This is a genomic window from Novosphingobium lindaniclasticum LE124 (assembly GCF_000445125.1).
GTDB classification, from domain to species: Bacteria; Pseudomonadota; Alphaproteobacteria; order Sphingomonadales; family Sphingomonadaceae; genus Novosphingobium; species Novosphingobium lindaniclasticum.
On sequence record NZ_ATHL01000036.1, the window covers coordinates 1 to 19,469 of the forward strand.

The window sequence follows — 19,469 nt, forward strand, 5'->3', positions numbered from 1 at the left end:
CATCCTCTCCCAAAAACTTTTCCAGGGCTGGTCTTCGGACCGGCCCTTTTTTTTTTCGTCCTGTTCGGCAATGCTGCCTTAGCCTTGCGTTTATATCCGCTCCGCGTCTCCTGCTCCCAGCCAGGCCCAGCATTCAACGCCATCCTCCGCTTCCCGCTTCTCCGTCCCGCTTTCCACCACCATCATTGCGAGCAGCGCAGCAATCCAGAGCGTCCCGGCGCTACTCAGCATCCCTACTAGTCTCGCAACAACCGAAGCATGCATGTTGCTGCCGCTGGCTCGACATGCGGCAAGCGCAACTTGTTCACGAGCCGTAACTCCCCAGAAAGTACCGCCTCGACGATGGATTGCACATCACGCAACGGACGCGAATTTTTTCGCATTTGCAGCAAAACGTGTCGGAGGGCATAAGGATGGGGCCTTTCAGGCATCCTCTCCCAAAAACTTTCATAGGGCTGGTCTTCGGACCGGCCCTTTTTTTCGTCTCCCATGTCTGCGCGTCGGGCGCATGCATGACTGGCGGCCAAGGCTGGTTTGGCCTAGCCATGCGGCATGGCCGAATCGTCGCGAATCTACACTGCCGCCCTCATTGTCATCGGTGACGAGATCCTCTCCGGTCGCACCCATGACAAGAACATCGCGCAAGTGGCCTCCTGGCTTCAGGTGCAGGGCATCCGGCTCAAGGAAGTGCGCGTAGTGGCCGACGATACGCCGGCCATCGTCGAGGCGGTCAACAACCTGCGCGTGCGGAACGATTACCTCTTCACCACCGGCGGCATCGGTCCCACGCACGACGACATCACCGTGGACGCGATCGCCGAAGCGCTCCAAGTGCCGGTCGTCGTCCATCCCGAAGCCCGCGCCATTCTCGAGACGTATTACGACACGCGCGGCGGCCTGACGGAAGCGCGACTGCGGATGGCACGCACGCCCCAGGGTGCCAGTCTCATTCCCAACCGGTACACCGGCGCGCCGGGCATTCGCTACGACAACATCTTCATCATGGCGGGCGTACCGAGCATCACGGCGGGCATGCTCGACGCTCTATCCGGCGAGCTGGAAGGCGGCGCGCCGCTGCTGTCGGAAACGGTCGGATGCTGGGTGGGCGAAAGCGAGGTCGCCGAGCTGCTGCGCCAGACCGAGAAGTCGCACGAAACCTGCCAGATCGGCTCGTACCCGTTCTGGGGCGAGGGCAGGACCGGGGCCAACTTCGTGATCCGCTCCGTCAGCGCGCAAGATCTCGCCGCCTGCACCCGCGCCCTCGTCCTGGGGCTCGAAGCCTTGGGCAAGGCGGCCGTGCCGGGTGGGATCTGATCTTGCAGCCCTGCTCGCTCTGATCATGGCCCCTGCACCGCTGGTCCAGCCCGCGCCGCTCACGCTGGACGCTTTCGAAGCCGTCCTGGCCCGCCACGACAGCGCCACGCTGGCGCTGGAAGAATGGTGCGACATGCGCCGCTTCGCCTCGCCCGCACGGATCACGGCGGAACTCTTGCGCAGCGGTGCGCCGCCACTGCCGACCGATGTGCCGCGACAGCTGGAACTCGGGCCGGGCGAGACCGTGGCTCAGCGCAACGTCCGGCTGAACTGTGGCGACAGGGCGCTGTCGATCGCGTGGAACTGGTATGTGCCGGATCGCCTGACGCCGTCCATGAACGCAGCCCTGGCGAAGACGGACATTCCCTTCGGCAAAGTGGCGGCCAGTCTGAACTTCCGCCGCAAGGCCATTGCCACGATCGCAGGTCCTGCAGCCAACTGCCCGCCGGGAACGATCTCGACACACCAGGCGATGCTGCTGCTGCCCGATGGTCGCCCGCTGGCCTATCTGGTCGAGTGCTATACGGCGGCAAATCTCGCCCCGTGACGGCGTAAGGCGCGCGCATCGGCGTCTGCGCCCTCGCGCTCCACCGCGCGAGCCGATCTCTCTCGATACGTTCAAGCGGGATCGCCAGCGCAAACCTGCCGCGGAACGATCGACCGCACCCGCAATGAAAAAGGGCCGGAGGTTTCCCCCCGGCCCTTCTATCCTTATCGCTGGACCTGAAATCAGGCCCCGGCGATCTCGGTCGTGTCGATCTTCAGGCCGGGGCCCATCGACGACGAGAGCGAGATCTTGCGAACGTACTTGCCCTTGGAGCCCGAGGGCTTGGCCTTGACGATCGCATCGACGAACGCGCTGAAGTTGGTCAGCAGGTCGGCGTCCGAGAACGACATCTTGCCGATGCCGGCGTGGATGATGCCCTGCTTTTCGACGCGGAACTCGATCTGGCCGCCCTTGGCGTCCTTCACGGCCTGCGTGACGTTCGGGGTCACGGTGCCCAGCTTCGGGTTCGGCATCAGGCCCTTCGGACCCAGCAGCTTACCGAGACGGCCGACGACGCCCATCATGTCCGGGGTGGCGATGACGCGGTCGTAGTCGAGGTTGCCGGCCTGCATGTCGTCCATGAGGTCTTCGGCGCCGACCTTGTCGGCACCGGCGGCGAGAGCTTCGGCAGCCTTGTCACCCTTGGCGAACACGGCGACGCGAACGGTCTTGCCGGTACCGGCCGGAAGCGAGACCATGCCACGGACCATCTGGTCGGCGTGGCGCGGATCGACGCCCAGGTTCATCGCGACTTCGACGGTTTCGTCGAACTTGGTGGTCTTGACGTCGCGCAGGGTCTGCAGCGCTTCAGCGACGGGGTAGAGCTTCATGTTGTCGCCGAGCTTCGCGGTCAGCGACTTCTGCTTCTTGGTCACCTTGGCCATGGAATCAGCCCTCCACCACTTCGAGGCCCATCGCGCGGGCCGAACCTTCGATGATCTTGGTGGCGGCATCAATGTCGTTGGCATTGAGGTCGGCCATCTTGACCTGGGCGATCTCGGCAAGCTGCGAGCGCTTGACGGTACCGGCGCTGATCTTGCCCGGCTCCTTCGAGCCCGACTTCAGGTTCACGGCCTTCTTGATGAGGAAGGTCGCCGGGGGGGTCTTGGTGACGAACGTGAAGCTGCGATCCGCATAGACCGTGATGATGGTCGGGATCGGCATGCCCTTTTCGAGCTCCTGCGTGGCGGCATTGAACGCCTTGCAGAATTCCATGATGTTCACGCCGCGCTGACCCAGCGCAGGGCCGATCGGCGGGGACGGCGTGGCGCTGCCGGCCTTGACCTGCAGCTTGATGTAACCTTCGATCTTCTTGGCCATGTGGCCACTCCTTTCACACTTTCGCACCTGCCGGGCAGATGCTCATGTTTAGCGGTCTTACGGACGCCGGGGCATCCTCCCGCAGGGAATCGCACCGGCACGAAGCCGGTTGCGAAGTGCGCGCCCCTACCCCAGATCGATCCAAAAGGAAAGGCCTGGATTCGCCCTTTCCTCCACGGGAACGCCAGCCCATGCGCGCGTCCTATGGCAGACAACGAACTCGACAATCTCTTCTGGAACGCCCTTTGCGGAGAGCAGCCCGCCTTCACCCTCGGCAACGACCGTGCACGGCGAGCCATGCGGAAGTCAGCGGGGTCTGCACCCATCCCGAAGGACGCGGCAGGGGCTATGCCGCCCTGCTGTCGCGGCGCGTGGCCGGGGCGATCCTCGCGGCCGGTCGATGCCCCCTGCTCCACAGCTATGCCGACAACGAAACGGCGCTGAAAATTTACCGAAGGCTCGGCTTTGTCGAACGCGTTCGCGTCCGCTTCACGTTATACGGCCCGCAAGGGTAAACGAAAAAGGCCGGGCGATAGCCCGGCCTTCCGATCACTTGCTGAGTTCGACGTGCTCGAAGTCGAGCTCGACCGGCGTCGCGCGGCCGAAGATCGAAACGGCGACCTTGACCTTGTTCTTGTCGAAGTCGAGTTCCTCGACAAGGCCGTTGAAGCTGGCGAAGGGACCATCAAGGACCTTCACCGAATCGCCGATTTCGTAATCGATGCTGACGGTCTTGCGCGGCGCAGCGGCGGCGGCTTCGGCGGCGCCGAAGTAGCGGGCTGCCTCGCTCTCGCTGATCGCCTGCGGCTTGCCGCTGGAGCCCAGGAAGCCGGTGACCTTCGGGGTGTTCTTGACGAGGTGGTAGACGTCGTCGTTCAGTGCGAGCTTGGCGAGCACGTAACCAGGCATGGTCTTGCGTTCGGTCTGGACCTTCTTGCCGCGCTTGACTTCGGTGATGGTCTCGTGCGGAACCTGAACGTCTTCGACGAGCTGCGAAAGCCCCATCCGCTCGGCTTCCGAGAGGATGGATTCCTTCACCTTGTTCTCGAAACCGGAATAGGCGTGGATGATGTACCAGCGGGCCATGGATCTCTCTTCGTAAGCTAGTTCAGGCGATCACAGCAGCGACAGGATCGAGCTGACGACCCAGCCGAACAGCGCGTCGATGCCCAGGAAGAACACCGCGAGCAGGACGGTCATGATCCCGACGAAAATGGCCGTGGTCACCGTCTCCTGGCGCGATGGCCAGTAGATCTTGGAGGTTTCCGTGCGCACCTGACGGATGAATTCGCCGGGACTGGTCTTGGCCATGACTGTCGTTCTCGCGTCTCTTGCCTGCTGCCTGAGCAGAAAAATATGTCTCGGCTTCCGGCTAGGGTTCATCGCCGCCCCGGCCGGGGCCGGGAGGGGCAGATGTGATCCTCATGTCGGAAGGAACCGCCGACTTAGCCCCGACCTGCCCGATTTGCAAGACCCGCCCGATCCGGAAGGGTCGGTCCATCACGTTCCGGGAGCCGAAGGGTCAGCCAGGCGCGCGAGAAACGAATTCTCGCTGGAATAGAGGATCCGCGCGCCATCGGGCAGCGCTACCGGCTTGATGCGGCCGATGTACCACAGATACTCGGCGTGGCGGGCCGGGCCGAACTTGCGCAGATCGATATGCTGGCGCGGCGAATAGAGGATGCGCTGGCTGGGATCGGCGAAGCGGTAGGACAGATCGCGCATGGAGAGCATGTGCACGTCGGGCAGCGCGAAGTTGGAGTTCTCCATCGCGCTGCGGCGCACCACCGCATAAGAGCCGAAATGCTCGAACGGCCCGAAGCGCCACTGGATGCGCGGGATCGCCACGGCGGTCGCGACGCGGGCGCCTTCCGGCACCTGGTCGAGGGCGGCGATAAGCTGGCGCGCGGTCTGCGCATCCTGATACCATACGACCGTCGTCACCGCCGTGCGCGACAGGAACAGGGACGCCGCGGCGGCAACCATCCACCGGCGGATCGGCAGGTCGATAGCGAGACAGGCGACCAGCAGGGCCGTCGTGCTGAGGCGATAGTCGGCATAGTCGCCACCGAAGATCTGGCGCGGGACGATCAGCGTCAGCACCAGCAGGATCAGCGCGGCCCAGCCGAACCGTCCGTCGATCCGCTTGCGCAGCAGCGCCCAGCCCAGGGCCAGCAGCACGAGGTCGAGGCTGATGATGTCGAAGTAGAAGTCGAAGCTGCGCATCGACTTGTAGAGAATGCCCCACTTGTATTCGAGCACGTAGCGCCCGTAGGACACCTTGGAGTTCGCCCCCATGCCGACGAGCATCGGCAGCAGCGGGAAGATCAGCGGCCAGGGCTTCAGGAACGGGCGCCAGTCGAGCCAACTGCGCCGACGGCTCCATTCGTAGCCGAACAGCAGCACGCCCATCACACCCCAGCCCGAGACGTGGCAGAGCCAGACCACGAAGCCGATCGGCACCATGACCGCCCAACGCCAGGGACGATCCTCCAGCCTCACCCATAGGGCGAACGTGAACAGCCCGAGCGCGATCGACAACGAATAGTTCAGGAAGCCCATCAGCAGCGACGGCGACCAGATCATCGCGAAGGCGAGGATCGGCCCGACGCCCAGCTTGCGTCCCAGCGAACGGCAGGCCGCGACGATCGACAGACCCGAAAGGAAGGGAATCATCGCCACGATGATTCGCCCTGCCTGCTCCAGCCCGAAGATCGGCGCCATCGGCACCATCAGCAGCTCGACGCCTAGATTGCCGGTCCATTCCCAGTTGAACACGAAATAGCGCGTCAGATAGGGATCTTCGCCGTGGTCCAGCGCGACTTTGTAACCCGCCAGGTGCGAGGGATAGTCCGTCATCTGCGGCGCCCAGGCGACGAGCGCGGGCAAGGCCGCCACTGCCGCCAGGACAACGCCCAGCACAAGTGCCCTGTCCTGGCCCAGAAGCCGGGCAAGGCGCTGCCACAAGGCGCGCCATCTGCCGTCGCTCAGTCCGATCTGTTCCGCCTGCGGTTGCGCGGTTCCGTGCATCAGCGCCTGTTTCTTTCTCGAGAAGCCCCCGAACATTCCGATTCGGGCCATCGACCGAAGTCGTACTCGGACCCGATTCGCCAAACGCGGCTCTCTAATCGCAGCGCCGCGAATGACAAGGGCGGCACGGTACCGCGCTTCTCGGTTTATCGCAATTGCAGCACGAAACGCGAAACGCCCGCTTCCGATCAATTTCGGAAGCGGGCGTTTCAGCAAATTCTGGCAGGAGTGCACGGACTCGAACCGTGGGCCCTCGGTTTTGGAGACCGATGCTCTACCAACTGAGCTACACTCCTGCGGGTGACGGAGCCTCTATAAGGGGAAGCGAAGGATTACAAGAGGGTTGCGGAGCATGATGAGAAGTTATTTGCCGCCCTTGCATTTCACGGCCGCCGAGCCCCAGATCAAGCGCGTTTCGCTCTGCTTCGGACTTCGGAGTGAGCGGCCCCGACCTCGGCTTTCCTGCAAAGCGCGGACATTGGATCAGGATTTCACGATAGAATCATGCACGCGCCAAGCTCCCCTTCGATGATCGAACCGGAACTTCTGATGCTCGCCTATCGCAGCGGCATCTTCCCCATGGCGGACAGCCGCGAGGATCCCGAGATCTTCTGGATCGAACCGCGTCTCCGGGCCATTCTTCCGCTCGATGGTTTCCACTTGTCCCATTCGCTGGCGCGAACGCTGCGGCGGGGACGCTTCACCGTCACCTGCAATGCCGCCTTCTCGGACGTCATGGATGCCTGCGCAGCGCCTCGGCAGACCACATCGGGGCCGGAGAGCGAGGACGAAAGCGGCAGCTGGATCAGCCACCGCATCCAGCGAAGCTACGAAAACCTGCACCGGCTCGGCCATGCGCACTCGATCGAGGTCTGGCAGGGCGACGAAGACGATCGGCAACTTGCGGGGGGCCTTTACGGCGTGGGGTTCGACAGGGTCTTCTGCGGCGAGAGCATGTTCTCCCGCGCGACCGATTCGTCGAAAGTCGCGCTGGCCTATCTGGTCGCCGCGCTGCGCCGGGCGGGGGCGAAACTGCTCGACTGCCAGTTCATGACGCCGCACCTGGCTTCACTGGGCGCCGTAGAGATGCCGCAGAAGCGCTATCTCGCGCTTTTACAGGAGGCTCAGTCTTCAGATTCTTCCGGAGTAGCGGCGGGCGACGGCGGCGGCGACGCGCTGGCGACCGGAGCCGGCGTCGCGGGCGCAGTGCTGGCACTGCCCGAAGCTTTCGCCGCGCTTTTCCCGGAGGATTTGCCCGAGGACGAAAGCGCTTCCTCGCCGGGGAAGCTCATCGCGCAGCTCTTGACCCAGACATCGTAGACCGGGTGCTCGACCACGTTGAGCGCGGGCGAGTTCCTGAACAGCCAGCCGGAGAAAATCTTGCGCCAGCCAAGCTTCTCGGCGGCACTGCGGCGTTCCTCCACGAAGGCCTGAACGAAGGCGCCCTCCTCCTGGGGTTGCTCCCAGGGGAGCGACTTCTCGCACGTGGCGACCTTGACGACGAGATTGCCGATCCGGCGCGCCTCGCCGGGCTTCATCACCAGGTCCTGCGTCAGGTTGTTGCGCTTGTTGAGGACGCCCAGTGTGACCACGCGGTCCTTGTTCGGCGTGCCGATCTGCTGGCCCTTGGCCGCCTGGGCGGGCCCGGCCTGCATGCCTGCGATCGCGTCAGGGACGCTGGTGTCCTGCACTTCGGGCGCGGGCGCGCCCTTGCCGCATGCAGCCAGCAGCGGCACCAGGACAAGCACCGGCGCGAAAGCGACAACCCGGCCGAAAGAAGCCCGCATCATCGCAGCGCTCCTCAGGCTTCCGGAGACCAGGCCTCGTAGTCACCCGTGGCGGCGGCGCGCTTGCCGCCACGCTCCAGCGCGCCTTGCGGGCGATAGGCGGTGGCGGTGCCGGTGGCGTTGGGGGTATAGTCCACTTCCCAGATGCGCGCGGGAGCCAGGTGGCTTTCCGGCACGCCGTCGTAGGAATGGTGCAGCCAGCCATGCCATTCGGACGGGACGTTGCTGGCGTCGTTGGCGCCTGCGTAGATCACCCAGCGACGTTCGTATCCCTCGGTGGTCCGCACTTTGGCGGACTTCGAGCGATAGTACTTGTTGCCCTGCGCGTCGGTGCCGACATGCTCGCCGTTGCGCGAGCTCCAGAGCGAGGTGCCGATGGTGGCGCCGTCCCACCAGGTGAAGATCTTGGACAGGATTCCCATGAGCCGCGCGTTAGCGCCCTTCGCCGGGGATGCCAAGGCCCTTGCCTTCTTTTACGGTGCTTTCCACGAGACCTTGTCCCCTGGAGCAAGGCCGAGCTGCGCTGCGCGGCCTCCATTCAGTTCGAGAACCGCGATCACGGGGCCTGACGAAGGCACCGGCGTCTCGTCGTAAGGTTGCGCCTCGGCGCCGATATTGAGGATGCGGCGATCGGGGCCGATGAAGATGATGTCGAGCGGGATCACCGTGTTGCGCATCCAGAATGCCGCCATGCGGGCTTCTTTTCGAGGAAAGATCATGCCCTCGTCGGCACCCATCGCTGTGCGGAACATCAGGCCCTTCGCCTGTTCCGCTTCGGTGCTGGCCACTTCCACGGCAAACTTGTGCACCTTTCCTTGCGATTCGACGGCAAGCGCGACAATCGGGAGGCCCGAGACCGGATGAACCCGCGTCGAGGGAGTCTGCGACGAAGCCGCCTCGGCTCCGCCGCGCGAGCAACCGATCAGGGCGACGGTGGAGAGCAGCAGCAGCGCCGCGATCGGAGCCAGGGCGGGATAACGCATTCTAAAGATCTCCGCTCGCTGCTTCCACCCACTGTTCCGCAGCTTCGACGTCCGCGGCTTCCACGATCCCGCGCGCAATGTCGAGACGGTGCCCGGCTCGCAGCATGGCGGCTATGTGCTTTTCGCGCGTCGGGCGGTCGGCGTCCTCCCTGGCGAACGGCCCCAAACGCCTGCGCCGCGCCAGGATCAGGGCCGCGCGGCGTTCGGCCGCCTCGTCCGGGCGCACTTCCTCGCGCAAGTCTTCGTTCAACCCCGCATGCCCCAGGGCCTCGCCCACCCGGCGGGCGCCGTAGCCCCGCCGCAGCAGGCTGCCGGCCTTCATCCGTGCCCAGCCTGCATCGTCGACGTAGCCGAGCTCGACATAGCGCCCGATCAGCCGGTCGAGATCCGGCCTGGAACCGGCGTCCTCGTCTTCGCCCCATCCCCGTTCACGCAGCTTGCGTTGCAGATAATCGCGCAGCTTGCCTTGCGTCGTGGCGAAACGCGCGACATAGGCCAGCGCCAATTCTTCCAGGCGGGCTTCGGTAAGGGGTTGCAGATTGCGACGCTTGACGGACATCTTGCCCTATTCGTGCCACACTCGGCTCGGATTGGGGAGAGCGCACGGAACCACGTTTTGCGGATTTGCTGCCTTCGGTTCAGGAAAACCGAATGTCAGCACGGGGTTTCGGTGAGAATAAACGGTATAACAACAACGGGTTAGAACGAAATGAACGACACCATCAACGTGGTGCCGCGAGCGATCGAAGCACTTGTCGCCACGCCTAACGACGACGCGCTTGCCCGCCGCTTTGCCGATTTCGACACCTTCTGCGATGCGCTCGACTATGCGGCGCAGGGCCAGCGCGGCTTCAATTTCCACGATCCGCGCGGCACGCTGAAGCAGGTCTATCCGTTCCGCCAGCTGCGCGCGGATTCGCTCAAGGTCGCCCACGCGCTGATCGCGCGCGGCGTGAAGCCGAACGACCGTGTCGCCCTGATCGCCGAGACCGGCGCGGACTTCGCGGCGCTGTTCTGCGGCGTCGTCTATGCAGGCGCCTGGCCCGTGCCGCTGCCCCTGCCCACCAGCTTCGGCGGCAAGGACAACTATATCGAGCAGCTCGCCGTCCAGCTGTCCAGCTCGGACCCGATGCTGCTGGTCGGCCCGGACGAGATCGCCGAGATGACGGTCCAGGCTGCGGCGCGTCAGGGCTGTGGCCACGCCACCTGGGCCGACTTCGCGGCCAAAGACGCCCCGGAAGTCGCGCTGCCCAAGGCCGGCCCGGACGATATCTGCTACCTGCAGTATTCCAGCGGCTCGACCCGCTTCCCGCACGGCGTCGCCGTGACGCACCGCTCGCTGATGTCGAACCTCGCCGCACACAGCCACGGCATGCAGCTGATCGACAGCGATCGCTGCATCTCGTGGCTGCCCTGGTATCATGACATGGGCCTGGTCGGCTGCTTCCTGTCGCTGATCGCCAACCAGGTCTCGGGCGACTACCTCAAGACCGAGGACTTCGCCCGCCGCCCGCTGGCCTGGCTCGACATGATCACCCGCAATGAAGGCACGTCGATCTCGTACTCGCCGACCTTCGGCTACGACATCTGCGCGCGCCGCATCTCCAGCCAGAGCCCGGTTTCCGACCGCTTCGACCTGTCGCGCTGGCGCCTGGCCGGCAACGGCGCCGACATGATCCGTCCGGACGTGATGCAGAGCTTCGTCAACGCCTTCGCCGATGCGGGCTTCAAGGCCACGGCGTTTCTGCCCAGCTACGGCCTTGCCGAAGCGACGCTCGCGGTCACCATCATGCCGCCGGGCGAAGGCATCCGCGTCGAACTGGTCGAGGAAGAGCGCCTTTCGGGCAGCCCGCGCGATCTCTCCCGCCCGGCCCGCTACCGCGCCATCGTCAACTGCGGCAAGCCGGTGCGCGACATGGAAGTGGTGATCCGCGGCGAGAACGGCGCAAGCCTTTCCGACCACAAGATCGGCAAAGTCTGGTGCCGCGGCACCAGCGTCATGCACTCCTACTTCCGCGACCCCGAAGCGACCGAAGCCTGCCTCGTCGACGGTTGGCTGGACACAGGCGACATGGGCTACATGGCCGATGGCTACCTGTTCATCGTCGGCCGCGCGAAGGACATGATCATCATCAACGGCAAGAACCACTGGCCCCAGGATATCGAATGGGCGGTGGAGCAGTTGCCGGGCTTCAACCATGGCGACATCGCCGCTTTCTCCGTGGAAACGGACAATGGCGAGGAAGCCCCCGCCGTGCTCGTCCACTGCCGCGTCTCCGATCCGGTCAAGCGTCTCGAACTGCGCGACCTCATCCGCGACAAGGTGCGCTCGATCACCGGCATGAACTGCGTGGTCGAACTGGTGCCGCCCAAGAGCCTGCCACGCACCAGTTCGGGCAAGCTCAGCCGCGCCAAGGCGAAGAAGCTCTACCTTTCGGGCGAGATCGAGCCGTTCAAGCTCGCGGCCTGACGAAGGCTTGAAAGACCATTCAGGGGCTGGAAAGCGCGATCGCTCTCCGGCCCCTGTTCGTTTCAGTCCGTCTGCACATCGTCTTGCCGGGGGTCCACATCGCCTTCGTCCACGCGGATGAAGCTGATCTTGCCTTCCGGTTCGAGGATCGCCCAGGCCACCTGGTCCAGCCGGGCGATGCCCGCCAGCCGCATCTCGATGGCCAGTTCGTCGCGATCGATACGCTCGATATCGAGGTTCCGCTTCAGCACCTTGCCGCTGCGCACCAGCACCACGGGAGAGCTTTCCAGCAGACGCCGCGCGCGCGCCGAGTGATGCCCCAGAAGGCCGAGCAGCAGGCTCCATCCCAGGAAGGTCACGATCGCCAGCGTCGCGCCGGTCAGGGAGAAATCCTGGTGCGTCACGCCCTGTTGGATCAGGTCGCCCATGACGATCAGCGAAACCAGCTCGAAGGGCGCCATCTGCCCCAGTTCGCGTTTGCCCATGAGCCGCAGCAGAACGTACATGATCGCGAACATGATCGAGGCGCGCAGGACGATTTCCATCAGGGCAGGACCGTCAGCGAGAGGGGAACGACCGCCAGTTCGCTTTCGCCGTCGGCAATGCGCATGTTGCCTTTGAGCGACCGAAAGGCGCGGGGCTGGATCTGCCCGTCGAACTTGAGCGTAAAGAACTCGCCCGCCTTCACTTCGCCGAAGTGGTATGCGTAAGCCCCGTCGAGCGAGGTCGCGCTTTCCGCATCCGGCACCAGGGTATCGATGCTCATCGCTCGCCATAGCGAATCGTCGATATCGACAACGAGATCCTTGACCGGCTGACGCGGCGTGATCCGCACCTGGGTCTCGAACCAGTTGCCGCTGCGCAGGACGGCAGCATAGCGCAGTTCCACCGCTGCCCTCGAGGTTTCGATCCGCCGGGTGTCATCCGGTCCGCCGCCCAGCCAGCCGGTAAATGCGGCCGCGATCATGCCGCCGATCAGCAGGATCGCCAAAGGCGTACGCCAAGGCGCGAAGCGGCCGACACGGCCATGGCGCACTTCGATCCCAAACGGCGGATCGTCGGATTGGGGAGCGGGCTTGGACATCTGCAGGCTAAGAACCTGCAGGGGCCGCTCGTGTTCCCTTTCGCAGCGTCAGGAGAGCGCCTTGCCGGTCAGATCTGGCGATGAAGTTCCAGATAGTCGCGCGGAATGCTGAGCGCTTCCTTGGCGACCTGGGTTTCGCGCAGGAACAGCAGCAAGGCCACCAGCAGCAGCACGATGGAGGCCAGGAATATGATCGCCGCCGCGCCGTGCATGTCCAGCCCGGCAAGTCCCTGGAGGAACAGCACGGCCACGGTCGTGCCGATGCAGAGGCCCGACAGCACCATGAAGCGGATGGCATTGGTGATGATCGAGATCCGCTTGTCGACCAGCCTTATCTCCAGCACGACCATGTCGTGATCGGCGCCATCCGTCTCATTGTGCCGTTCCTGGAGATAGCGGGCACGATCCACCACCCGGCCAAGCCGCGAAGACAGAATATTGAGGATATTGCCGATGGCCACCAGCACGAAGACCGGCGTGAGGGCCAATTGGATGGTCTGGACGATCATGACGTTGTCTATTGCAAACACGTCCTAGCCTGCACAGGGCCGGGCGAGAAGGCAAACACCGTTTTCCGCAAATTCCACTTGGCCAAGCCCTTGAACCAGTCCGCAGCCACCCGGCGCGATCGTTTCGCCCGCCACCGTGACCGCACCTTCGCGCGGGATGACCAGCAGGCCGGCAGGATAGCGGGCTGCAATGTCCGGCGCCGGCTGGCCGTGAACCTGGTCCAGCAGGAACAGCGGACCATCCACCAGCAGGGCATTTCCTTCCGCCGGAACGCGCTTGTGCCAGCGGGCAAGATCGTAGACTTCGCCTTTCGCCACGGCCATCCCTTCTTCCAGGTGGAGTTCGCGCGGGCGGCCGTAGTCGTAGAGGCGGTAGGTGATGTCGCTGTTCTGCTGAACCTCGATCAGGCTCACGCCTTCACCAATGGCGTGGACCGTGTTGGCAGGGATGTAGAAGAAGTCCCCCGGCGCAACTTCGTGCCAGGTCATCAGGCTTTCGATCGAGCCGTCGCGCGCGGCTTCCCGCATCGCTTCCTCGCCGATCGGCGCATCGAAGCCGATGCCCAGCTTCGCACCGGGTTCGGCCGCGAGGATCAGCCAGCACTCTTCCTTGCCCTGCCGCCCGATCCCCTTCGCAAGCGTCTGCGCATCGCTGGGATGGACCTGGACGGAGAGTTTCTCGCTGGTAAAGATATATTTCACCAGAAGCTGAGGCAGTGCAGCGGGCGGCTCGAACCAGATTTCGCCGATACGCTGGCCCTCCGGCGCCTTGAACGGAGCAGGCAGCACATCCTTGCCCCAGGGCTTTTCGACCTGGCGGATGGAGAGCGTAGCAGTCATCGAACGCTCCTTACTGGTTGACCGCCCCGGAGAGCTTCCCGACCTTCTGCACACCGTCCACCGTCGTGACCAGCACGTCGTCTCCGTCGATGACGACGATCACGTTCTCCAGCCCGATGACCGAGACGCGCGGACCGTCGCTGTCGACCAGGACGTTCCGGCAATCCACCATCTCCACGTGCCCGCTGCCGCGCACGGAGTTCCCCTGCTCGTCACGTGACAGAGCTTCGTGCAGCGCCTGCCAGTTGCCGATGTCCGACCATTCCATGTCCGCCGGCACCAGCGCGGCCCGGCGAGTATTTTCCATCACCGCATAGTCCACCGAATCGCTTTCGACTTCGGCGAACGTCGCGGGGTCGGGGTGGAAACGGTGGCCGTCCTCGGCCCCCTTCTCCACCGATTCGCGCACTTTGGCAGCGATCTGCGGACGGTGCGCGGCCAGTTCGGCCATGAAGTCTCCGACGCGAAAAGCGAAGATGCCTCCATTCCAGGCGTAGTTTCCGTCCGCCAGGAACGATTTGGCACGTTCGAGGTCCGGCTTTTCCACGAATTGCGCGGTGCGGAAGGCCTTGTCATGCCCTTCGATGGCTTCGCCGCGCTTGAGATAGCCGAAACCGGTTTCCGGCGCCGTGGCCTCGATGCCGAAAGATACGAGCCATCCTTCACGGGCCAATTCGGCAGCCCTGCAAGCGGCCTCCGCGAAGACGTCGGGGCGGCCGATATGGTGGTCGCTCGGGCAGACCAGCATCACGGCGTCTTCAGGCAGGCGGCAGGCGGCGAGCGCAATGGCGGCGGCCGTGTTGCGCGCCGCCGGCTCGACGATGACGGAGGCGCCCTCCACGCCGCTAAGCTGCGCCTCGACATGTTCGAGATGCTTGCTGCCCGTCACCACCACCGGCGCCGCGAAACCGCCGGAAACCGGGCAGCGCGCCACCGTCGCTTCGAACAGCGTGGAATCGCCCACGAGCGGCAGGAAGGGCTTGGGCATGGCGGCGCGGCTGCGCGGCCAGAGCCGAGTGCCGCTGCCGCCGCAGAGGATGACGGGTACGATTTCGGGCATGATGCTCGCAGTGTGAAGGGAAAGGGAATTTTCCGGCGCGCTATTAGCCGCGCCTTCCACCAATGCAACAGGATCGATCCAGTCAGACTTCATCACTCACTCCTGCACGGGGCTTTCCAGCCATGCCGCAACCACGTCTGGGAACCGGGCCGGACGGCCTCGGCCATTATTGCGACGTTAGCGCGAACCCTGGCGCTCGTCTTGGCACAACGAGACCAACTGAACCAACACTGCGCCGCACGGAAAGATCCCCGACTCTTCGAATCAGGAACCCGACTTGAGGAACCATCGCTGCCGCCAGCCATATTCGGCTTCTACGGCATTGCCCTGCGCATCCCGTGCCGGTTTGAAGCGAAACCGCTCGGCCGCGAGCCGGCAGGTGACGCGATCGGCCTCCGGATCCGGGCTGGCCTGAACCACGCGGCATGCTTTCACGCGCCCCTCGATGCCGACCCGAAGGGCGATGACGACTTGCGCTCCCAGCCGCAAGTCCCGGCTTTCCCGGGGGTAGTCGCGGGCGGAGTTGATGTCACCGGCGATCTTCACCGGTTTGGCCGCAATTCCGCCGCCACCGCCCTGCCCCGATCCGCTCGCGCCCGATCCGGTACCCGCACCGCTGCCCGCTGCGCCGGCCCCCGCTCCGTCGCTCCGCGCTCCCGAACTCCGGTCCTCGCCGGATCCGGCCACGGGCGGCGCGACGGTCGGCTTGATCGCCACGACCGCGCGAGGAACTACGGTTTCACGAGGCTTTGCGACCTTGCCCGGTGCACCGGCCGCGCCTTGCGCCCGCTCCGGTGCAGCCGCTGGAGCGGGATCGGGCGTCGGCGATGGCGGCGGCGAGGCGAGCGGCACGTCGAAAGCCCGGGTGAGAGAGCCGACGATCCTCGTGCCCAATTCGGGAGTGAAGGCGCGGATCAGCACCGCCAGAGCGGCAAAATGAAGCACCGCCACCAGCAGGATCATGCCGGCTCGCGTGCGCCGGGGCGGCTTCAGATCGGCTCGGTTCATGCTTTCAAGGTGCCAGTCCTGCGCGAAGCCCAGCAAGCGTGAGACGTTTCGCCGTTTCCTCCATATCGGATTCTCATCGACCAAGGACAATTCATCCGTGCGATCGCGAGCGACCTCGGCCTGACCAAACGGCGCAGGCCTGTCGATGTTCCCCCGGAAGCGGTCGAAGCCACCTGCCGCTACGACAGGCGAATGGGAAAACATCAGCTCTCCGCGAAGGAATAGGGCTGCGCGGCGCGGCGGTAATCGTCCGCGAGCACGTCCCGCCCGATCGGCGGCACCGATCGTGCCGCGCAATCGGCGCGCTGGCACAGGCGGCAGGTGACGCCGATCGGGGTCACCGCCGCGTTCTCGGCCTCCCGACCCGAGACATAGACGAGCTTGGCGGCTTCCTCCGCGGCGCAGGCCAGGGCCACGGCGCGGGTGACCTTCGTCCGGCCATGCCGCCCCTCGCCTGAAACGACGGTGCGCGCGATGGAGAAGAAACGCTGCCCGTCCGGCAGTTCCAGCCACTGGGTGCGGACTTCTCCCGGTGAGCGGAAGACCTGGTGGACGGACCACAAGGGACAGCCGCCGCCATGGGCGGCGAAAGGAAAACCTGCCCCGTCGAGCCGCTTGGAGACGTTGCCCGCCTCGTCCACGCGCAGGAAGAAGAACGGCACGCGCTCCTCGCCGGGGCGGTGAAGCGTGGTAAGACGATGGGCGACTTGCTCGAAGCTGGTTCCGAACAGACCGCAGAGCGCCTCGATGTCGTAGCCGCGCGCCCCCGCCGCCTGGGCGAATTTGCCATAGGGCATCACGATCGCGGCCGCCGCGTAACCCGCCAGGGCTCTGCGCACGAGAGTGGCGGTGATGGGCTGAGCGAAAGCGGCGGCGCGTACCACCGCCACGATGTCGGCCCGCATGGCCGTATGGGCGATGTGGGTGGCGATCTGGAAAGCGCGGCTGGACGCGCTGAGCGTGTCGTCGATCAGCAGTTGCTGGTTATGCCGGTCGAAGCGGCGCAGCGAATCCACCATGACGTCGGGCGGCAGGAAGCGCAGACGCACCCCCCTGGCACCGAGCCAGGCAGCGGCCCCGCCGCTTCGCTCGATTTCTCCCGAGAGTTCCTCGGCCCGCAGATCGATGGCGTGGAAGTAGTTGCGCGAAGCTCCCAGAAAGCGCTGCGCCTCGCGGACGGGTTCGTTCTCCTCGGCAGCGGGACCGGACGCGCGCTGCTCGGCAAGTGCCTGACTTTCGCGCGTATAGGCACCGTGCAGCCGCAGCAGAGCCTCGGACACGCCGGGGAAACTCATAGCCAGGTCCGCGATCTCCAGCGAAGGCAGGTCGATATCCGCAAACAGCGGATCGCGAAGCACATCGCTCACCCGCCGGGCGTAGTCCGCGCCGTCGTCCCCGGCGATCTGGGCCATGTCGAGCCGGTAGGTTCGCGCCAGACGTAGCAGCATGTCCGCCGTCACCGGCCGCTGGTTGCGCTCCAGCAGCGCTACATAGCTGGGCGAGATCTCCAGATCGTCGGCCATGGCCTGCTGGGTCAGCCCCAGTTCGCGGCGCAGGCGGCGCAGGCGGGGCCCGATATACAGGGGGCGACTCTCTGCCATTTCATCCTCCATCGTCCCGGATCGGGTTCGGGACGGCGACCCACCACCACCCTGTCACTACCATACGACTTTACAAGGAACACCTGTAAAGTTTGACAGCCAGACCGCGCAAGCCGTTCCGCGCCGGCAAAACAGCGCTTAGCTCAAGCTCATCAGGCAATCGCAATTCCGACGAGGATATCGGCCAGTGACCTATCAGAGCAAGATCATCGAAGCGCAGGACACCATCGCGGCGGAGCCGAGCTGGAGCGGCATCGCTGCGGAGTCGGTCGCGCGGATGCGGCTTCAGAACCGCTTCCGCAGCGGGCTCGACATCGCCCGCCATACCGCCCGCATCATGCGCGAGGACATGGCGGCCTATGATCGCGATCCGGCCCATTACACCCAGTCCCTGGGGTGCTGGCATGGATTCATCGGCCAGCAGAAGATGATCTCCATCAAGAAGCACTTCGGCACCACGAAAGGGCGCTACCTCTACCTCTCGGGCTGGATGGTCGCGGCGCTGCGCAGCGAGTTCGGGCCTCTGCCCGACCAGTCGATGCATGAGAAGACCTCGGTCCCCGCGCTGGTCGAGGAACTCTACACGTTCCTGCGCCAGGCGGACGCCCGCGAACTCGGCATGCTGTTCCGCGATCTGGACAAGGCACACGCCGCCGGTGACGAGATCGAAGCCAAGCGCATCGAACATGCCATCGACAACCACGAAACCCATGTCGTGCCGATCATAGCCGATATCGACGCCGGCTTCGGCAATGCCGAGGCGACCTACCTGCTCGCCAGGAAGTTCATCGAGGCCGGCGCCTGCTGCATCCAGATCGAGAACCAGGTGTCGGACGAGAAGCAGTGCGGCCATCAGGACGGCAAGGTCACCGTCCCGCACGAGGACTTCATCGCGAAGATCCGCGCCGTCCGCTACGCCTTCATGGAACTGGGCGTCGACGAGGGCCTGATCGTGGCGCGCACCGACTCCCTCGGCGCCGGGCTGACCAAGCAGATCGCCTTCACCCGCGAGCCCGGCGACATCGGCGACCGCTACAACGGCTTCCTTGACTGTGAGGAAGTCGCCGCGGGCGAACTCGGCCACGGCGAGGTTCTCATCACGCGGGACGGCAAGCTGATGCGTCCGAAGCGGCTGCCCTCGAACCTCTACCAGTTCCGCAGCGGAACCGGCGAGGATCGCTGCGTGCTCGACTGCATCCATGCTCTGGAGAACGGCGCGGACCTGCTGTGGATCGAAACCGAGAAGCCGCATATTGGCCAGATCGGCGGGATGGTCCGACGCATTCGCGAGGCGATCCCGAACGCCAAGCTGGTCTACAACAACTCGCCCAGCTTCAACTGGACGCTGAACTTCCGGCAGCAGGTCTTCGACGCCTGGGAAGCGGAAGGCCGGGACCTGCGGGGGTACGACCGGGCCAAGCTGATGAGCGTGGACTACGACGGCACCGCGCTGGCGGACGAGGCCGACGAGCGCATTCGCACCTTCCAAAAGGATGCGGCGCGCGAGGCCGGCATCTTCCACCACCTCATCACGCTGCCGACCTATCATACGGCGGCCCTGTCGACCGACAATCTGGCGCGGGCGTACTTCGGCGAGGCCGGGATGCTCGGCTACGTCAAGGGCGTGCAGCGCCAGGAGATCCGCCAGGGCATCGCTTGCGTGAAGCACCAGAACATGGCCGGCTCCGATATCGGCGACGACCACAAGGAATACTTCGCCGGCGAGGCCGCGCTCAAGGCCGGCGGCACGCACAATACGATGAACCAATTCGCTGCCTGAGGCAGCGGGGGGAACCAATTCGCTGCCTGAGGCAGCGGGGGAACCAATTCGCTGCCCGAGGCAGCGGGGAACCGGTTCGCCCCCAAATTCAAAGGTCGCCGGGATGGTTCCGGGGCCGCCAAGCAAGGAAAGGAAG

At 64.9% G+C, this 19,469-nt stretch carries 21 protein-coding genes, 1 tRNA gene and 1 pseudogene; 6 read left to right on the plus strand and 17 right to left on the minus strand.

The window, feature by feature from the left end; genetic code table 11:
- The first annotated feature begins 552 nt into the window (after positions 1 to 552).
- Positions 553 to 1,314, plus strand: a complete 762-nt coding sequence (locus L284_RS28880; protein WP_021232771.1) for a competence/damage-inducible protein A — start codon at positions 553 to 555, stop codon at positions 1,312 to 1,314.
- Positions 1,304 to 1,861 carry a hypothetical protein gene (locus L284_RS28885; RefSeq protein ID WP_021232772.1) on the plus strand — a complete coding sequence of 186 codons (558 nt, stop codon included), beginning with the start codon at positions 1,304 to 1,306 and terminating at the stop codon, positions 1,859 to 1,861. The genes L284_RS28880 and L284_RS28885 overlap by 11 nt, the downstream gene beginning before the upstream one ends.
- 182 nt (positions 1,862 to 2,043) lie before the next feature.
- Here L284_RS28885 and rplA read toward each other — a convergent pair whose 3' ends face one another.
- Both rplA and rplK read right to left on the minus strand, forming a co-directional pair.
- Entirely contained in the window at positions 2,044 to 2,745 is a 702-nt protein-coding gene (gene rplA, locus L284_RS28890; protein WP_021232773.1) for a 50S ribosomal protein L1, read from the minus strand.
- A gap of 4 nt (positions 2,746 to 2,749) precedes the next feature.
- Positions 2,750 to 3,181: a 50S ribosomal protein L11 gene (rplK, locus tag L284_RS28895; RefSeq protein WP_021232774.1), complete on the minus strand. Its 432-nt coding sequence runs from the start codon at positions 3,179 to 3,181 to the stop codon at positions 2,750 to 2,752.
- A gap of 191 nt (positions 3,182 to 3,372) precedes the next feature.
- Here rplK and L284_RS47160 point away from each other — a divergent pair, with 191 nt between their 5' ends.
- Positions 3,373 to 3,696: a GNAT family N-acetyltransferase gene (locus L284_RS47160; RefSeq protein ID WP_235054302.1), complete on the plus strand. Its 324-nt coding sequence runs from the start codon at positions 3,373 to 3,375 to the stop codon at positions 3,694 to 3,696.
- A 34-nt stretch (positions 3,697 to 3,730) separates the two neighbouring features.
- On the opposite strand, the gene nusG is transcribed toward L284_RS47160, so the two are convergent.
- The 4 genes from nusG to L284_RS28915 all read right to left on the minus strand — a co-directional run bounded on the left by nusG (position 3,731) and on the right by L284_RS28915 (position 6,507).
- Entirely contained in the window at positions 3,731 to 4,267 is a 537-nt protein-coding gene (nusG, locus tag L284_RS28900) for a transcription termination/antitermination protein NusG (RefSeq protein WP_021232775.1), read from the minus strand.
- 30 nt (positions 4,268 to 4,297) lie between these two features.
- On the minus strand, positions 4,298 to 4,492 hold the full coding sequence (gene secE, locus L284_RS28905; RefSeq protein WP_021232776.1) for a preprotein translocase subunit SecE: 195 nt from the start codon (positions 4,490 to 4,492) through the stop codon (positions 4,298 to 4,300).
- Between the two features lie 189 nt (positions 4,493 to 4,681).
- Positions 4,682 to 6,211: a hypothetical protein gene (locus L284_RS28910; RefSeq protein WP_031341536.1), complete on the minus strand. Its 1,530-nt coding sequence runs from the start codon at positions 6,209 to 6,211 to the stop codon at positions 4,682 to 4,684.
- A 220-nt stretch (positions 6,212 to 6,431) separates the two neighbouring features.
- Positions 6,432 to 6,507 (minus strand) — tRNA-Trp (locus L284_RS28915).
- 232 nt (positions 6,508 to 6,739) lie between these two features.
- Here L284_RS28915 and aat point away from each other — a divergent pair.
- Positions 6,740 to 7,531, plus strand: a complete 792-nt coding sequence (aat, locus tag L284_RS28920; RefSeq protein ID WP_021232778.1) for a leucyl/phenylalanyl-tRNA--protein transferase — start codon at positions 6,740 to 6,742, stop codon at positions 7,529 to 7,531.
- A 35-nt stretch (positions 7,532 to 7,566) separates the two neighbouring features.
- Here aat and L284_RS49005 read toward each other — a convergent pair.
- The 4 genes and pseudogenes from L284_RS49005 to L284_RS28935 form a co-directional block, all read right to left on the minus strand.
- Positions 7,567 to 8,001, minus strand: a pseudogene (locus L284_RS49005) (DUF2155 domain-containing protein); the annotation flags it as partial.
- Between the two features lie 11 nt (positions 8,002 to 8,012).
- Positions 8,013 to 8,420 (minus strand): NADH:ubiquinone oxidoreductase subunit NDUFA12, encoded by a 408-nt coding sequence (locus L284_RS28925; RefSeq protein ID WP_021232780.1) that lies wholly within the window; start codon positions 8,418 to 8,420, stop codon positions 8,013 to 8,015.
- Positions 8,421 to 8,471: 51 nt separating this feature from the next.
- Positions 8,472 to 8,981, minus strand: coding sequence for a DUF192 domain-containing protein (locus tag L284_RS28930; protein ID WP_021232781.1), 510 nt, complete (start codon positions 8,979 to 8,981; stop codon positions 8,472 to 8,474).
- A gap of 1 nt (position 8,982) precedes the next feature.
- Positions 8,983 to 9,540 carry a regulatory protein RecX gene (locus L284_RS28935; protein ID WP_021232782.1) on the minus strand — a complete coding sequence of 186 codons (558 nt, stop codon included), beginning with the start codon at positions 9,538 to 9,540 and terminating at the stop codon, positions 8,983 to 8,985.
- Between the two features lie 150 nt (positions 9,541 to 9,690).
- On the opposite strand from L284_RS28935, the gene L284_RS28940 reads away from it, so the two are divergent.
- Entirely contained in the window at positions 9,691 to 11,451 is a 1,761-nt protein-coding gene (locus L284_RS28940; protein ID WP_021232783.1) for a fatty acyl-AMP ligase, read from the plus strand.
- Between the two features lie 62 nt (positions 11,452 to 11,513).
- Here L284_RS28940 and L284_RS28945 read toward each other — a convergent pair whose 3' ends face one another.
- From L284_RS28945 to L284_RS28970, 7 genes are all read right to left on the minus strand, one after another.
- The gene (locus tag L284_RS28945; RefSeq protein ID WP_021232784.1) at positions 11,514 to 11,996 is read right to left on the minus strand and encodes a DUF421 domain-containing protein; all 483 of its coding nucleotides are present in this window, start codon (positions 11,994 to 11,996) and stop codon (positions 11,514 to 11,516) included.
- Positions 11,996 to 12,535: a hypothetical protein gene (locus L284_RS28950; protein ID WP_021232785.1), complete on the minus strand. Its 540-nt coding sequence runs from the start codon at positions 12,533 to 12,535 to the stop codon at positions 11,996 to 11,998. Before L284_RS28950 ends, L284_RS28945 begins: the two co-directional genes overlap by 1 nt.
- A gap of 68 nt (positions 12,536 to 12,603) precedes the next feature.
- The gene (locus tag L284_RS28955; RefSeq protein ID WP_235054303.1) at positions 12,604 to 13,065 is read right to left on the minus strand and encodes a DUF2721 domain-containing protein; all 462 of its coding nucleotides are present in this window, start codon (positions 13,063 to 13,065) and stop codon (positions 12,604 to 12,606) included.
- A 3-nt stretch (positions 13,066 to 13,068) separates the two neighbouring features.
- Positions 13,069 to 13,884 carry a class I mannose-6-phosphate isomerase gene (locus tag L284_RS28960; RefSeq protein WP_021232787.1) on the minus strand — a complete coding sequence of 272 codons (816 nt, stop codon included), beginning with the start codon at positions 13,882 to 13,884 and terminating at the stop codon, positions 13,069 to 13,071.
- Positions 13,885 to 13,894: 10 nt separating this feature from the next.
- Positions 13,895 to 14,944, minus strand: a complete 1,050-nt coding sequence (locus L284_RS28965; protein WP_021232788.1) for a mannose-1-phosphate guanylyltransferase — start codon at positions 14,942 to 14,944, stop codon at positions 13,895 to 13,897.
- A 264-nt stretch (positions 14,945 to 15,208) separates the two neighbouring features.
- Positions 15,209 to 15,952 carry a TonB family protein gene (locus L284_RS0123730; RefSeq protein ID WP_031341539.1) on the minus strand — a complete coding sequence of 248 codons (744 nt, stop codon included), beginning with the start codon at positions 15,950 to 15,952 and terminating at the stop codon, positions 15,209 to 15,211.
- A gap of 203 nt (positions 15,953 to 16,155) precedes the next feature.
- Positions 16,156 to 17,553, minus strand: coding sequence for a helix-turn-helix domain-containing protein (locus L284_RS28970; protein WP_031341540.1), 1,398 nt, complete (start codon positions 17,551 to 17,553; stop codon positions 16,156 to 16,158).
- Positions 17,554 to 17,740: 187 nt separating this feature from the next.
- On the opposite strand from L284_RS28970, the gene L284_RS28975 reads away from it, so the two are divergent.
- A complete protein-coding gene (locus L284_RS28975) occupies positions 17,741 to 19,333 on the plus strand; it encodes an isocitrate lyase (RefSeq protein WP_021232791.1) in 1,593 nt (530 codons plus the stop codon).
- Positions 19,334 to 19,469 lie beyond the last annotated feature (136 nt).

Bases quoted from the DNA above. Each gene is read 5' to 3' on its own strand.
- L284_RS28940 (WP_021232783.1), top strand. From the start codon at position 9,691: ATGAACGACACCATCAACGTGGTGCCGCGAGCGATCGAAGCACTTGTC.
- L284_RS28970 (WP_031341540.1), bottom strand. From the start codon at position 17,553: ATGGCAGAGAGTCGCCCCCTGTATATCGGGCCCCGCCTGCGCCGCCTG.
- aat (WP_021232778.1), top strand. From the start codon at position 6,740: ATGATCGAACCGGAACTTCTGATGCTCGCCTATCGCAGCGGCATCTTC.
- L284_RS47160 (WP_235054302.1), top strand. From the start codon at position 3,373: ATGCGCGCGTCCTATGGCAGACAACGAACTCGACAATCTCTTCTGGAA.
- L284_RS28965 (WP_021232788.1), bottom strand. From the start codon at position 14,944: ATGCCCGAAATCGTACCCGTCATCCTCTGCGGCGGCAGCGGCACTCGG.
- secE (WP_021232776.1), bottom strand. From the start codon at position 4,492: ATGGCCAAGACCAGTCCCGGCGAATTCATCCGTCAGGTGCGCACGGAA.
- L284_RS28880 (WP_021232771.1), top strand. From the start codon at position 553: ATGGCCGAATCGTCGCGAATCTACACTGCCGCCCTCATTGTCATCGGT.
- L284_RS28935 (WP_021232782.1), bottom strand. From the start codon at position 9,540: ATGTCCGTCAAGCGTCGCAATCTGCAACCCCTTACCGAAGCCCGCCTG.
- rplK (WP_021232774.1), bottom strand. From the start codon at position 3,181: ATGGCCAAGAAGATCGAAGGTTACATCAAGCTGCAGGTCAAGGCCGGC.
- rplA (WP_021232773.1), bottom strand. From the start codon at position 2,745: ATGGCCAAGGTGACCAAGAAGCAGAAGTCGCTGACCGCGAAGCTCGGC.
- L284_RS0123730 (WP_031341539.1), bottom strand. From the start codon at position 15,952: ATGAACCGAGCCGATCTGAAGCCGCCCCGGCGCACGCGAGCCGGCATG.
- L284_RS28950 (WP_021232785.1), bottom strand. From the start codon at position 12,535: ATGTCCAAGCCCGCTCCCCAATCCGACGATCCGCCGTTTGGGATCGAA.
- nusG (WP_021232775.1), bottom strand. From the start codon at position 4,267: ATGGCCCGCTGGTACATCATCCACGCCTATTCCGGTTTCGAGAACAAG.
- L284_RS28945 (WP_021232784.1), bottom strand. From the start codon at position 11,996: ATGGAAATCGTCCTGCGCGCCTCGATCATGTTCGCGATCATGTACGTT.
- L284_RS28925 (WP_021232780.1), bottom strand. From the start codon at position 8,420: ATGGGAATCCTGTCCAAGATCTTCACCTGGTGGGACGGCGCCACCATC.
- L284_RS28910 (WP_031341536.1), bottom strand. From the start codon at position 6,211: ATGCACGGAACCGCGCAACCGCAGGCGGAACAGATCGGACTGAGCGAC.
- L284_RS28930 (WP_021232781.1), bottom strand. From the start codon at position 8,981: ATGCGTTATCCCGCCCTGGCTCCGATCGCGGCGCTGCTGCTGCTCTCC.
- L284_RS28960 (WP_021232787.1), bottom strand. From the start codon at position 13,884: ATGACTGCTACGCTCTCCATCCGCCAGGTCGAAAAGCCCTGGGGCAAG.